This window comes from Paenibacillus sp. 01T443, assembly GCF_056398325.1.
Window position 1 is genome coordinate 279,180 of sequence record NZ_JBFTPE010000005.1, and the last position, 13,135, is coordinate 292,314.

The 13,135-nt window shown below is 48.1% G+C and carries 13 protein-coding genes and 1 other annotated feature (1 of these 14 running past the window's edge); of the genes, 8 read left to right on the plus strand and 5 right to left on the minus strand.

From position 1 onward, the window contains the following. Nucleotides 1-216 (minus strand) — a binding site (T-box leader); it reaches 21 nt to the left of the window's first position. A gap of 243 nt (nt 217-459) precedes the next feature. Next, nucleotides 460-1,164: a class I SAM-dependent methyltransferase gene (locus AC1DLI_RS08915; protein ID WP_477601611.1), complete on the plus strand. Its 705-nt coding sequence runs from the start codon at nt 460-462 to the stop codon at nt 1,162-1,164. A gap of 216 nt (nt 1,165-1,380) precedes the next feature. After that, entirely contained in the window at nt 1,381-1,722 is a 342-nt protein-coding gene (locus AC1DLI_RS08920) for a hypothetical protein (protein ID WP_477601613.1), read from the plus strand. 168 nt (nt 1,723-1,890) lie between these two features. Here the strand turns inward: AC1DLI_RS08920 and AC1DLI_RS08925 are convergent, their stop codons facing one another. The 5 genes from AC1DLI_RS08925 to AC1DLI_RS08945 form a co-directional block, all read right to left on the minus strand. After that, nucleotides 1,891-2,106: a hypothetical protein gene (locus AC1DLI_RS08925; RefSeq protein WP_477601615.1), complete on the minus strand. Its 216-nt coding sequence runs from the start codon at nt 2,104-2,106 to the stop codon at nt 1,891-1,893. Between the two features lie 266 nt (nt 2,107-2,372). Continuing rightward, on the minus strand, nt 2,373-3,053 hold the full coding sequence (locus AC1DLI_RS08930; RefSeq protein ID WP_477601617.1) for an S-layer homology domain-containing protein: 681 nt from the start codon (nt 3,051-3,053) through the stop codon (nt 2,373-2,375). 72 nt (nt 3,054-3,125) lie between these two features. Continuing rightward, nucleotides 3,126-4,325 carry an MFS transporter gene (locus AC1DLI_RS08935; protein ID WP_477601619.1) on the minus strand — a complete coding sequence of 400 codons (1,200 nt, stop codon included), beginning with the start codon at nt 4,323-4,325 and terminating at the stop codon, nt 3,126-3,128. Nucleotides 4,326-4,363: 38 nt separating this feature from the next. Continuing rightward, on the minus strand, nt 4,364-5,491 hold the full coding sequence (locus tag AC1DLI_RS08940; RefSeq protein WP_477601621.1) for a Gfo/Idh/MocA family protein: 1,128 nt from the start codon (nt 5,489-5,491) through the stop codon (nt 4,364-4,366). Beyond that, nucleotides 5,484-6,317: a sugar phosphate isomerase/epimerase family protein gene (locus AC1DLI_RS08945; protein ID WP_477601623.1), complete on the minus strand. Its 834-nt coding sequence runs from the start codon at nt 6,315-6,317 to the stop codon at nt 5,484-5,486. The genes AC1DLI_RS08940 and AC1DLI_RS08945 overlap by 8 nt, the downstream gene beginning before the upstream one ends. Nucleotides 6,318-6,662: 345 nt before the next feature. Between AC1DLI_RS08945 and AC1DLI_RS08950 the strand changes: the two genes are divergently transcribed. The 6 genes from AC1DLI_RS08950 to AC1DLI_RS08975 all read left to right on the plus strand — a co-directional run bounded on the left by AC1DLI_RS08950 (nt 6,663) and on the right by AC1DLI_RS08975 (nt 12,973). Continuing rightward, nucleotides 6,663-8,063 carry a stalk domain-containing protein gene (locus AC1DLI_RS08950; protein ID WP_477601625.1) on the plus strand — a complete coding sequence of 467 codons (1,401 nt, stop codon included), beginning with the start codon at nt 6,663-6,665 and terminating at the stop codon, nt 8,061-8,063. 19 nt (nt 8,064-8,082) lie between these two features. Continuing rightward, nucleotides 8,083-8,946, plus strand: coding sequence for a phosphate ABC transporter substrate-binding protein (locus AC1DLI_RS08955; protein ID WP_477601627.1), 864 nt, complete (start codon nt 8,083-8,085; stop codon nt 8,944-8,946). A 169-nt stretch (nt 8,947-9,115) separates the two neighbouring features. Next, nucleotides 9,116-10,084 carry a phosphate ABC transporter permease subunit PstC gene (gene pstC / locus AC1DLI_RS08960; RefSeq protein WP_477601629.1) on the plus strand — a complete coding sequence of 323 codons (969 nt, stop codon included), beginning with the start codon at nt 9,116-9,118 and terminating at the stop codon, nt 10,082-10,084. Further along, nucleotides 10,081-10,989 (plus strand): phosphate ABC transporter permease PstA, encoded by a 909-nt coding sequence (pstA, locus tag AC1DLI_RS08965; protein ID WP_477601631.1) that lies wholly within the window; start codon nt 10,081-10,083, stop codon nt 10,987-10,989. The genes pstC and pstA overlap by 4 nt, the downstream gene beginning before the upstream one ends. 237 nt (nt 10,990-11,226) lie before the next feature. Further along, nucleotides 11,227-12,006, plus strand: a complete 780-nt coding sequence (locus AC1DLI_RS08970; RefSeq protein WP_477601633.1) for a 3'-5' exonuclease — start codon at nt 11,227-11,229, stop codon at nt 12,004-12,006. A gap of 70 nt (nt 12,007-12,076) precedes the next feature. Continuing rightward, the gene (locus tag AC1DLI_RS08975; RefSeq protein WP_477601635.1) at nt 12,077-12,973 is read left to right on the plus strand and encodes a DMT family transporter; all 897 of its coding nucleotides are present in this window, start codon (nt 12,077-12,079) and stop codon (nt 12,971-12,973) included. The last annotated feature ends 162 nt before the right edge of the window (nt 12,974-13,135 follow it).

Below are 13,135 nucleotides of genomic sequence, written 5' to 3' on the forward strand. Positions count from 1 at the left end.
GTGTTACCACCCTAGTTTCACGCCAAAGCGCGACACTCTGCCCATGCATCAATCAATGCATGTTCCCGTTAACGCTGGAAATGCGGCAGAGCTTACTCTCGTTCAGCCTGCTTCTCGGAGATGGCTTTCCGTTAGTACCCGAACGTTGGTTTTCAGCTGCCCCAACTCTCTGTTCGATCAGGCCCATAACGTACTCTTTCTCGTCATAGAATGTAAAAGCTATTTAGCTTGTCATTTAGAATTAACGATCATCGTGAAATTTTCACCAATAATAACATCAAACAGCCGGATACGCAATACCCATTTTTTAACTTTCGAACTCCCTCTTATTCATAGTCAATACCTATAAAGATTATTCGTTTTATATATTTACGTAATGAAGAAAGAAACTGTAAAATACAATTTAACTTAACCCGGAAGCGCAGCAGGAGCACATTTTAATTTCAAGGAGGCTATTTTATGAGAGATATCGTAAAAAAACATTTCGATGCCGTCGCCCCCAATTACGATCGGCAGCGCAGGCAGCTTATCCCTTGCTTCGATGACTTTTACGGCATGGCAGCCGATGCCGTTGCATGCATGAATCAGGCTCCCCGCATTTTGGATTTAGGGGCAGGAACAGGACTTTTTTCAGCCTTTATACACTGTAAATATCCGCTTGCCTCTTTCACCTTAATCGATCTGAGCGAGGAAATGCTGAAGGAAGCACGCGTTCGTTTTGGCGATAATCCTGCATTTAACTATGTTGCGGCTGATTATTCGAATTACCCCTATACGGAGAAATACGACGCCATCATTTCCTCCCTCTCTATCCACCATTTGACGCATACCGCCAAACGGGAGCTTTTCTCCACCATTCATGAACGGTTAGTCGACGGCGGCGTATTCGTTAATGCCGATCAAGCCGCGGGCTCGACTCCTTTTTGGGACGACTACTACATGTCGCAGTGGGTAAGCACGATTCAAAAAAGCGGCTTGTCTAACGACGCGATTGAAGCGTCGATTGAACGCCGCAAGGTCGATATCAACGCGAGTGTGCAGGATCAGATAAACTGGCTTTGCGAGGCTGGCTTTGTCCATGCCGACTGCATTTATAAACATCATGGTTTTGCTGTTTTTTCCGCTTTTAAGAACGGATCGGCCGCTTCAATTAACTCCCTCTAGAATCTCAGTAAAAACACGCTGTTAATTCCGATTAAATAAATTGGAATTAACAGTGTGTTTTTCATAAGAAAAGCCTTAACGCCATAAACCTCGCCGCACCGGGGATTCTCCTTGCAACAATCCTACAAAAAATCATCAAACAAACCACTTGCAATCCCTTTAATTCCTAGTATAATACTAGGTATAAGAACACTACAGAGATTGGAGCTGCTCCGCATGACTTATTCCGAAAAACAAATTGCCGCAAAATGGGTTGACGATTATCTGGACCTCTATAACTTTGCCGTAACCGTTCAGGATACCGAATGGCAGCAGCAAATCATCCAAACTCTGCATGCAAAGGATAACCACATCCGCCTTGAAATCGAGCACGGCATTCGCGTGGATTTATGGCTTCGTTTTGATAACATTAACCGGAAAATGCTCGATATCTACGAACAGCTTCGGAATGCACAAAATTCAGAGCAGCTGCAGAAACAGCTTAGAGAGAAAGTTTGGGAGTTTAAGCTTCAACGGGTGATGATTGCCAGCAAACTAAAGGCTCACTATGCACTATAAGGTGGTTAAACGGGGCTGTATCATAAATAACCATTCGGAAATAAAAAAAAGCCTGCATGCAGTGGTCTGCTCTGCTTAGCTATGTAGGGTAAAGCTATTAACGAGGGCATGCAGCGACCTGCTCTGCCGATCAAGTCTATGAATGGCTAGATTCATAGATTACATGCATTACATCGATACTTGCTCCATGTCACGCATCATCTTCATCATCATCGTCGACATTTCGTCACACTCTTGCATCTTCATCATCATCATGTTCATATCCATGCTGTCCATCATTTTCATTTCCATCATCATGTCCATCATCATCTTCATAGACTTCATCTTGCACATCATTTCTTCCATACACATGTTCATCATCATTTGCATTGCCATCTTTTCCATGCTCGTTCACCTCCCTGAGTCATATCCTATACAGAAGATACTACAGCCTGGAAAATAATTCAAGGCTTTTTTTGTTTTTTTATTGATTTTCAAATTAATAATATGATATAAATAAAGATTACACATTATTTCTTATTACTCCGCTTGGAATTATAGAAATTATCGGACATTAGAGATAAAGAATCAAAGAAATAAATCACACACAAAAAAAAAGCAGCTATTAGACTTAAAAAAGTCCGATCAGCTGCTTTTATTTTAAACAAGTGTTATGCGTTTGTTTCCGGCTCCGGAGCGACATTCTCTTTATGCGCTTCGATAAATGCCTTCGTATCATAAAGAATGGCCGCTGCTTCCGCACGAGTTAAGACATGTGCAGGATCAAAGTTTCCTTCTTCATCCAAGGAAATGATTTTGTACAAGAGCGCACGTTGAATGGTGCCCTGGTAATCAATCGTAATATCCTTCTCGTCTTGAATCGGGATAAACATTTTGACCGTTGGATATTGGCCCGTAAGCTCAAGCGCTTGGACGAGATAATGCGTAAACTGCTCTTTCGTAAGCGGTGCAGAAGGATCAATATCCGCTGGGATATCAAGACCGTTGTAATGCGCAATAATAAAATCCTCCGCATACCACGCTTCATTTTTCACCTTTGTATAATAGTCGTCCGCGACAGGCGCCCTTTTGAAATCAATGGCAGCCAGGCTGATCTGCGTTGTTCTCACGATTAAGGAAATGCCCTGCGCGGCAGTTAGATTGTCCTCTGGATGGAACGCCGTATCGCTCACCCCTTTTATGATCCCTTGCTGCTGTAGGGCTTCAATTTTGGCTTTGTTTCCTGAAGCAGCGATATCGTTAAAAGGAGCAGCCGCGAAGGCTTGTGATGTGATTGATGCAGAAAGCATGACTGCGACCGCTGCAATGACTGTGCTCATTCGTTTCTTCATGGTCGTCCACCTCTTCTGTTCGGTTTTGGCCGTTCCCTTATTTGAACGGACCTGCGGCCAAAAAGGTTGCAGTCACACTATATCTATGCTCCTATCCTGATTCGTATATACCTTTCTTCGCAGCTGCATGTACAGCAAGCAAAAGCCGGCTATCCCTGCCGCTGCCAATATGCCGCATAGCTGATACATGGACTGAGGGCCGGCTTCCTCAAACATCCAGCCACCGATAATACCCGCCGCGATTCCGGATAAGCCTCCCCAAGTAAGCGCATAGACAGCCTGGCCCGAGGCTCTGAATTCAGCAGGCACCAGCAGGACGGTTAGCTGCGTGCCAATATAATAATAGCCGCCAAAGGTTAAGCAATGGAGCACCTGAATGAAAATGATTTGCTGCGCGCTGTCCGCACCAGACATGAGAAACCAACGCAAGGCAAACAGCATGCTGATTACCACAAGGCACAGCACCATGGTTCGCGAATTCTTTTTTAAATAACGGTCAAGCAGTAAAAATACCGGTATTTCAAAAATCGATGACCAAAAAGCAGACCAACCGATTAATGAAGCTTCTCCGCCTAGCTCTCTGATATAGAGGGAGATGAATGTGGTATTCATTGAATTTGGGATGGAGATGACTAATCCAATCATCAAAAACAATAAGAAAGATCGGTTAACAAACATGGATCGGTAATTAACTTTGCCCGCCGGAGCGGCCCCTCTCACCTCGCCCTTTGGAAGCGCAAAGGCAAATACTAGTGAGATCAGCATCATAGCCGTATAAATCATCCAAAGACGATCAATACCGATCTGTCCAATGACAGGCCCGGCCGCAACAGCCATCAGCGCCCAGCCAAGCGAGCCGAACAAGCGAAAAGCCCCGAATTTATGAGTTGTTCCCTCAATGCTGTTTAGAATCAGGCTGTTGCTCTGCGAAAATAAAGGCATTTGAAAAAAGAAAAAGAACAGCATGCTCGCGTAAATGATCGTGTAGGATTGATACAAAAAGACGAGCTGCATGATGAGCATGCTTCCGGTAAGCATCACAATGAGAATAAGCCTAACGTTCCGGAGCCGATCGCTCAAATAACCCCATAAAGGATTTGCGATAATAGAGACGATAGGGCCTCCTGCCATCAAGGCACCGATCTCGAGCGTAGTCATTCCTATGGATTGCAAATACAATGCAAAAAAAGTGCTATAGACGGCGATCGCGCCGTATACGAAAAAGTTAAACGCCTTAATCAAATGAAAAGTCCGATTCGAATGGTTGTTCATATCCCTGTCCTTTATCCAGCTGCCGGCTCTCCTTGTCTTTATAGCTCGACCGCGGACGTTCGGGAACGCGTGATCACTTCCTCTGCGCCCACCTCACGTCCAAGCTCCTCCGACATATAGATGCCTTCGCTAATTAGCATGGTATTCAGCGCAATTTCCGCCGTTGGAAGCAGTGGCACTCTGCCTTGAAGCGCCGCAACCCAGTGATGCTGAGAGCTGCTGTAAGCATCCTCATTCTCATAAAGGCGATGCCTGCGTAAATCCATCATATCCAAATCCACCGTGCTGTCCATATCCATATCGCAAACGGTGCTGTGGAAGCTGAACGGCTGCGCGCCTGCTCCTGTCAGCTCATTCGGCAGGCGTATGCCGCCTTTTGAGCCCGCGATGCTGCTGCCCTCGAAGCCGCCAAGATGCACAGCCCATGCCTCTACGATATCAAGCGTCAAGCCGCCTGTGAAACGGATAAAGCCCGCAGCCAATTCCTCTACATCAAAGCCGCTTTGCACTCTTCGCTCCTGCAGCATCTCCGTTTCTTGATACACTTTGCCTGAAATTCTCTCGACCTTCGGATTTCCCAGCAGATAGAGCAGCTGAGCAATATGATATACGCCCATATCCAGCAGCGCGCCTCCGGCCGCCGTCTCCTTACGCGTAAAATAAGGCGTGCCGTAGCCATCGACGAACGGCCGATTCCTTCTGCGGAAGCCTGTCGAGCGCGCATGGTACAGCTTTCCGAGCATACCGCCGTCAATCAGCGTCATAGCCGCCTTCGTGTCTTTACCATATAACGTAAACAGCTGCACATGCAATTGCTTTCCATTTGCTTTGGCCGCATCGACCATCGCTTTGCCGTCCGTATAGGTTCCCGCTATCGGCTTCTCGCAATAAACATGCAGTCCCGCTTCCAGAGCGGCAATCGTTACCGGAGAATGAAAGTTGTTGTGCAAACATACATCAACCGCATCCAAATCCCCGCGCTTCAGCAGCTCGCGGAAATCCGCATAGGCGTGCGGGATGCCATATTGCCCGGCAACCCGCTTAGCCTCCTGCTCATTGACGTCACACACGGCAACGAGCTCCGCGCCAGCGATTCCTTTATATTTTTCGATATGCATTTTGCCGATTTGCCCAGCGCCAATGATACCGATTCTTATATTATTCATCATGCCGCGCCCCTCTGCCTGATTGTTGTTTAGCATCGATCAAGAGCTTCTTCACCTTGGAAATAAGCAGCTCCGTTTCGGCATATTGATTGCGAGGCGCGTTATACTCCACGCCAAAGTAACCCTTATAGCCTGCTACCTCCAGCATAAGAATGGTCTCCACAGCTTGGTCTCCATCCGCCGTTTCCTCGTCGAAATGGGTATGGTAAGCCCAAGGAGCAACAATGCTGTCGCCTTCCGCCTGGTTCTCTTTCCAGCGTCCCAGATGCACGAGAAAGCCAAAGGACGGATGATCAACCGCTTCTGCGAGGCGCTTCATCTCATTTGGATTCAGCGATGCCCCCATATGATTTTCCGGTCCGATAAGAAAACCATGCTCCGCCGCATAAGCCGCAAACTCCCGATAGCGCTTAACCGTGTATTCAAATTGCTCTTCACTCATTTTTTCTTCGTTTTTGTAGCTGCCGCCCGTATCGATCCGTACGGTTTCGGCACCCAATAGAACGGAAGCGCGCAGATGAAGAATCGCATTATCGTAAAGGTACTGGCGCATCTCCTTGTCCGGGTCCCATAAATGCGCTCCGTCGATTGCAAAATTAACGACACGCATTTCTTTTTCATCCAGCGCCTCGCGTATTTTCCGAATATAGCTTTCATCCGCCAGCTTCATGATAGGCTTGCTGCTGCGGTTAATAAAAAAACCGTTCCACAAATCGACTGTATCCATCCGATATCGGTATTTGACGGTTTCCAAATAGCCGAATACATCCATCTTTCCTTCCAAATACATGTTGTTAAATGAATAACCTCCGATAGAAATGTTCATCGATTGATCCTCCAATTATGAATTAGATTCGCGTTCATACCCATTATAAACCTCGTTTGAAGCTGGCTATGGTGCACTTTCTACTTATAAGGGGGGAAATTTCTATTCTCCTGTCGGTGTATCAAAATCTAGTTCGATATACCTCCTTTTATTTACAAATTCAATACAATTTCTAAATAATGGGATAATAAATAGCTGATAAGATCTAGTAGAAATGAACGACATGCTATAAACATGTTCCGAACAAACGCTGCCTGGGAGGGATCAAGCCACATACATACCGACCAAGGCGTCGGAGACTCGGTTTATACTAAAATACCCATTTGAGAAAGGTGATCCTATTCCATGCAAATGAAAAAAGCAATGGCCATCTCTATGATCGCAGCAGCAATCAGCGCATCGGCAGTCACTCCGGTTTTCGCACAAACGGCAGCAGGAAATCAAGCTGTACAAATCAGCGCTTCAAGCTTTCTCGTTAACGCGAACCCGGTATCCATCCGCACGATTGTAGATGGGGGCGTCACACTCGCTTCCGTTCGCGACATCACGAACGCTATTGGCGCTACGCTGCATATCAACAGTGACCACACGGTTGTCGTTAAGTTCGGCGAGAACACGCTGAAGCTAAAAAACGCTTCGAAATCCATTACGGTTAACGGCGCAGCTACTCCGCTTTCGCATCCGGTGAAGGAAGTCGCATACTCCACTTTTATCGAGCCTGCCGCATTCGTTAAAGCGCTTGGTGGCAGCTTTGAAAATAACGCGATCAGCACGGTGAAGCTGCTTGACGGAGCAGAGCATGCGGTTTGGGTTAATGCTTCCCAGCTGATTGTGTCGGGCACAGCGGGCGAAGGACGCGAGGATTTCTTAGTTGATGCCGCTACTGGCAAAAACGAGCTGCTGCTGAAGTCCGAAGGCGCTTCCGAGCTCGTTCTTTCTCCTGATGGCAAAAGCGTCGCTTACTCCGATGCGAACGGTGCCGTATTCACGATTGACCTGAGCAAGAAGCAATCGAAGCAGGTAAGCACGGACACCTCGATCAAAAATGAGCTGCAATGGTCAAGCGACGGCTCTTCCCTCTTCTTCCTGCAAGGTGACAAAAGCTCGGTTATCGCAAAGGTTGCCCTGGCTGATGGTAAAGTGACCAAGGTATTGGAAGACAAGGTCGACTACAAAGCGAACCTTGAAGTATCCGCTGACGGTACGCAATTTGCTTTCTACGTCTTCAAGCAACCGAAAGTAACAGCAGACAGCAGCAAGGACGTTGAGCTTGATGATGTCGCTATCGATGATACGGGCACTGAGCCGCAAATCTACTTCTACAACGCTAAAGCGGCAGACAACAAGCCGCTGCAGCTTACTAAAGATACCGCAGATAAGGTTTTCCTAGCACTGTCAGACGACGGCTCGAAAGTCAGCTACGTCAGCGTAAGCGCAGACGAGGCAAGCATCGGACAACTTGTAACAGTAGACAATGCAGGAAAAGCAAGCACGCCCCTGTTCGCTGACAAAGATGTTTATCAGCTCGTTCAAGGCGGAAGCAAACTCTATCTGTTAACAGCAGACGGAAACAACACCAATGCGATCTATGAGATCGACAGCGCAACGGGCGCAAGCAAGCTTGTACAAACGGTATCGGACAGCGCTTCGGAGCTGGTGGTTTCGAACAGCTCGAATATCGCGGCACTTATCGACGGTCAACTGGCTGTATTAACGAACGGCAGCTGGAAAAACATAACTAACTAATTTATGGAGGTTATTCCTAATGAAATGGTTTAAACAATTAACGATCGCAGCGCTCATCGCCGTAATCGGCTTCAGCTCCGTTCCTGCTTCCACGCCTACTGTTACCGCTGCTAGCAAGCTAAGCGGCAAAATCGTCATCAACGGCTCCTCTGCCCTTCTGCCGCTGACGCTTCAAGCAGCCAATGAGTTCAAAAAGCTCAATCCTAAAGTAAAAATTTCAGCTTCCGCTGCCGGTTCGATCACAGGGCCACAAGCTGTGCGCAAAGGCATCGCTAACATCGGAGCTGTTGACTGGGATGCTTCGAAGGATGTTCCCGGCTTCAAAAAATTCGAAGGCCAAGTTGCTCATAAAGTAGCCATTATTCCTTTCGCTGCTGTTGTAAATAAGAACGTAACGGCAACAAACCTAACGACAAAAGAGCTGCAAGGCATCTTCTCCGGAAAAATTAAAAACTGGAAAGAAGTTGGCGGCAAGGACGCTGAAATCATCGTTGTAAACCGTACGTTTGGTTCAGGCACTCGCGTAAACTTCCAAGACAAAGCGCTTGACGGTACCGATTTCATGACGAAGGGCGATAACTACAAAGAAGTAAAAACGAGCGGCGACATGAAGTCCGCAATCGAAACTACTCCTAATGCCATTGGTTATATGGACCTTGCTTATGTAACCGACAAAATGACGGCTGTAAAAATCAACGACATTGCTCCTACTGAAGCGAATGTCATCAACGGAAAGTACAAAGTATGGGGCTACGGCTACTATATGACAAAAGGCCAGCCGACAGGCGCAACGAAAGAATTCATCAAATATGTACAAAGCACGAAGTTCCAAAATGGTTCATTGAAGAAGCTTAAATTCATTCCGATCTCGGCAATTAAATAGTCTTTCTTCAAAGGAGCGGTCGGCTTGCGCGAATAAGCGCCTGAGTCGGCCGTTCTTTCCTTCAATGGCATTAATCATTATTCCCATTTATATTTCATAGCGAAAAGCTCTGGGAGCCTAAAGACAAGGCCGGCTTCAGAATGCTTTTGCTTAGAGGAGCTTACCGTATATGTTGGAATCCACTCATGCCGGACCGCAGTCGCGGCCGCGGCTTTCCGCCGAGCTCGGCAAAGCCATACTGGCTGGCAGCAGCAAGCCTTTTGACCGAAGATCCCGTCTGTTCTTCACCAACCGTCTCTTTCGTTATCTCTGTATCGCGGCAGCCAGCTTCGTATGCCTGATTCTCTTTCTGATCCTGCTGCTGATGTTCCGTACCGGCGTGCTGACTTTCAGCCATATTTCGCCTATGGATTTCTTCTTCAGCACGGAATGGAACCCCGAGAATGAGCAATACGGCGCTTTGATCTTTATTTTTGGCACCTTCGCCCTCACGGCATTAACGCTGCTGATCTGCGTGCCTATTTCTCTGATCATTGCCGTGTTTCTATCGGTCTTTGTACCGCCCTGGCTCAAAAACATGCTTCGTCCTGTGCTTGACCTGCTCGTCGGCATCCCATCCGTCGTTTACGGTTACTTGGGCTTGACGGTTCTGATTCCCTTGATTCGGAATGTGACCGGAAGCGGTATGGGCGATGGCCTGCTTGCGGCGGCGCTCGTGCTTACCATTATGGTTCTCCCAACCGTGAGCCGCATAAGCGATGATGCAATCAGCGCGGTTCCTTCCAAATTCAGCGACGCCTCCTACGCGCTCGGCGCTACCCGCTTCCAGACGGTGTGGAGAGTGCTGCTTCCTTCGGCCAAAAGCGGAATCATGTATGCCGTTATTCTAGGCATGGCGCGCGCGGTTGGCGAGACGATGGCTGTCGTTATGGTCATCGGCAATACGCCTCAGCTGGCCGACAGTCTGCTGAAGCCAACTTCCGTTCTCACAAGCAACATCGTTATGCAAATTTCGAATGTTCCGTTTGATTCCACGTGGAATTACGCGCTTTATTTGATGGGCTTCCTGCTCCTCGTCATATCGTTGTTCATGATCGTTGCCATCCGCTGGCTGCAAAGAAAGGGGTCACAAGCATGAAGCAAGCTCTAGATATTAACCCTTTGGCAAATCCGTTCAGCGGCAAAAAAGGACTCAACCGGTTCAAAGACCGCGTGTTCACTGGCGTGGTCTGGTCGCTTGGCATCCTGATCATCGTCTTTATTTTCGGTCTCCTTTTTTTAATTTTGCAGGATGGACTCCCGAAGATTACATGGGACTTCATCTTCGGCCTGCCAAGCGAGATTGACGAGGGCGGCGGGATCGGTCCGACTCTGCTGAACTCCTTCTACGTTTTGTTTATTTCCTTGCTGATCTCCATTCCGCTCGGAATGGCAGCCGGCATTTATTTGGCGGAATTCGCGCCGGACAATAAGCTGATCGGCTTCGTTCGCATTTGCGTGGAAGGCTTAGCTTCGGTGCCGTCTATTATATTCGGATTATTCGGCATTGCGTTGTTCGTTGAATATTTCGAGATCGGCTTGACTATTCTAGGCGGCGCGGTCAGCTTGGCTTTTCTTAATTTGCCTGTGCTGACCCGCGTAACCGAAGAATCGATACGTTCGGTGCCCAAGGAGCTGAAGAACGCTTCCTTCGCGCTTGGCGGCACACACCTGCAAACGATCACCCGCGCGCTGATTCCCACCGCATTAAACGGCATCATCACAGGCATCTGCCTTGTGGCTGGCCGCGCGTTTGGCGAAAGCGCGGTCATCATTTTGACCGCAGGCGTTACAACCTCCGGTGAGATGTGGGATTTCAGCCTATTTTCACCCGGCGCCACGCTGGCCGTCCATCTCTGGTATGTGCAGTCCGAGGCCATTGTCGGCGATGCGCAGGAAATTGCCCAAAAAGCGGCAGCCGTGCTCGTATTTGTCGTACTGCTCATCAATTTAGTCTTCCGTATTCCGCTTTGGCTTAATTCCCGCCGTATGAAGCGTTCCTAACGCGAGCCTCGAACCGCAAGCGGCATGCGCAGTATGCCACTCCCTCCAGCCGTTCCTCTCCGGATGCGGCTGTTTCTTTGCGTGGAAAATAAATGTAAAAGATTGGGACGATACTCTACTACGTGGTGAAATTAAGAAAATAAAGCTGAAAACGCGTTCTACCATATTGTAGTTTCCATATGGATAACTTTTTCTGATAGAATGGAGAACACAGGCTATCTATCGGAGGTTAAGATTTTGGATTATATTATATTGGATATTGAATTTAATGGACGTAAGTTTGCAAGTGAATTGCCCATGGAGGTCATTGAGATTGGCGCCGTTCGTTTAAATAGCTCATTGGAGCAGACAGATGAATTTTCCGCTTTAATCCGGCCCGTTTATTTTTCCAAACTGAACAGCTTTATTAAGAAAAAAACCGGCATTCCGCAGGAAGACATCGACACGGCGAGCCGATTTCCGAAGGTGATTGGCGATTTCACTGCATGGTTGAAAAAAAGTGACACCTTCCTGCTCTTTACTTGGGGCGGCGAGGATTTGAAGCGAATCGTCTACGATACGCGAATGCATAAGCTCGATGACAGCTTTTGGATGGCCGCTGATTATTTCGACCTGCTGAAAGGTTATATTCGGTACAAGAATGTCACGAATGATGTCAGCGTAGAAGCAGCCCTGCTCGATCTTGAAATTACGGCAGAAGGCTCTGCGCACCGCGCGCTCGATGATGCCCGCATGACGGCAGAAGTATTCCGCAAAATCTTTGGCGAGCTGGATTTCAGCCTCAAGCAGCAGTTTAAGGATATGTACACGAATGCCAAGGAACGCCGAATGGTTAAAAATGCGATTCGTACGATGACCTCGCAAAAAATCGTGCCGCAATGGGAAGTATTCGCCGAACGTTATCTTGCCGGCAAAGCCTCGTTTGAGGATGTAAGGAAGGTCGCGGAGCTTCAGCAGTATTTTGACGCCGAGCTGGAGAAGGCCGCCGCTAAGCCTACCGCCGGTCAAGTCGGTTAAGTAGAGAATATAATAAAACCCCTGACCCTTGAAGAGCTAACGCTTTGAGAGAGTCAGGGGTTTTATAAGTATGGGAGATATTACAACGATGGAACGCAGCACCAAGTCAATCGCAACCTATGAATTGTTATACATTATCGGGATAATCGCTATCTCGTTTTCATCGATATTCGTACGATGGTCCGATGCCGATGTAGCCGTCATTGCCATGTACAGGCTGTATTTAACCAATCTTATTATGCTTCCGCTCGTTTGGAAGTACCGCGCTGAAATGTTCCATCTCACCGCAAGACAATGGCGGCTGTTAGCCGCTTCAGGTGTGATGCTTGCCCTGCACTTTTTGCTATGGATGGCATCCCTGCGCCTGACAACCGTCGCAAGCTCAACTGTCATTTTAACGCTTGAGCCTGTTATGGTGATGCTCGGCTCTTACTTCCTATTCCGTATCAAGGCAAACCGCATGATGCTGTGGGGCATGGGCCTTGCGCTTGCAGGCTCAATCGTCATCGGCTCGGGCGATTTCGCTCTCTCCGGAGATGCGCTGCTTGGTGATATTCTATCCTTTCTTGGAGCGGCGGCCGTAGCCGTTCATATGCTGATCGGCAAGCAGCTGCGGAAGGACATGAGCGCCTTCGCTTATAACTTCTGGGTATTCGCGCTCGCTGCTACGGCGCTTGCATTCTACAATATCGTACGCGGTAATCCCTTCACGGGCTACAGCTCGAAGGAATGGGGCTTATTCCTGCTGCTGGCGATTGTTCCTACGCTGTTCGGCCACTATCTATTTAATTGGCTGTTGAAGCATATGAGCGCAGCTGCCGTGTCGATGTCCGTACTCGGCGAGCCCGTCATTTCCTCGTTGCTCGCATGGGTGCTCTTGAAAGAAGCGTTGACGGGCTACCAGCTCGCGGCCGGAGCATTGATTTTGTTCGGGGTGTGGCTCTTTATCCGGCATGGTAAGGAGTAGGCAGCCTACATGGCATGCTTTATCTCCCAGATGCGAGCTTTCATTCGGTTATCGCATTCGGTTACTGCATACGGTTACTGTATTCTGTTAGGTTACCGCATTCTGTTACCGCATTCGGTTACTGCATACGGTTACTGCATTCTGTTACTGCATTCTGTTACT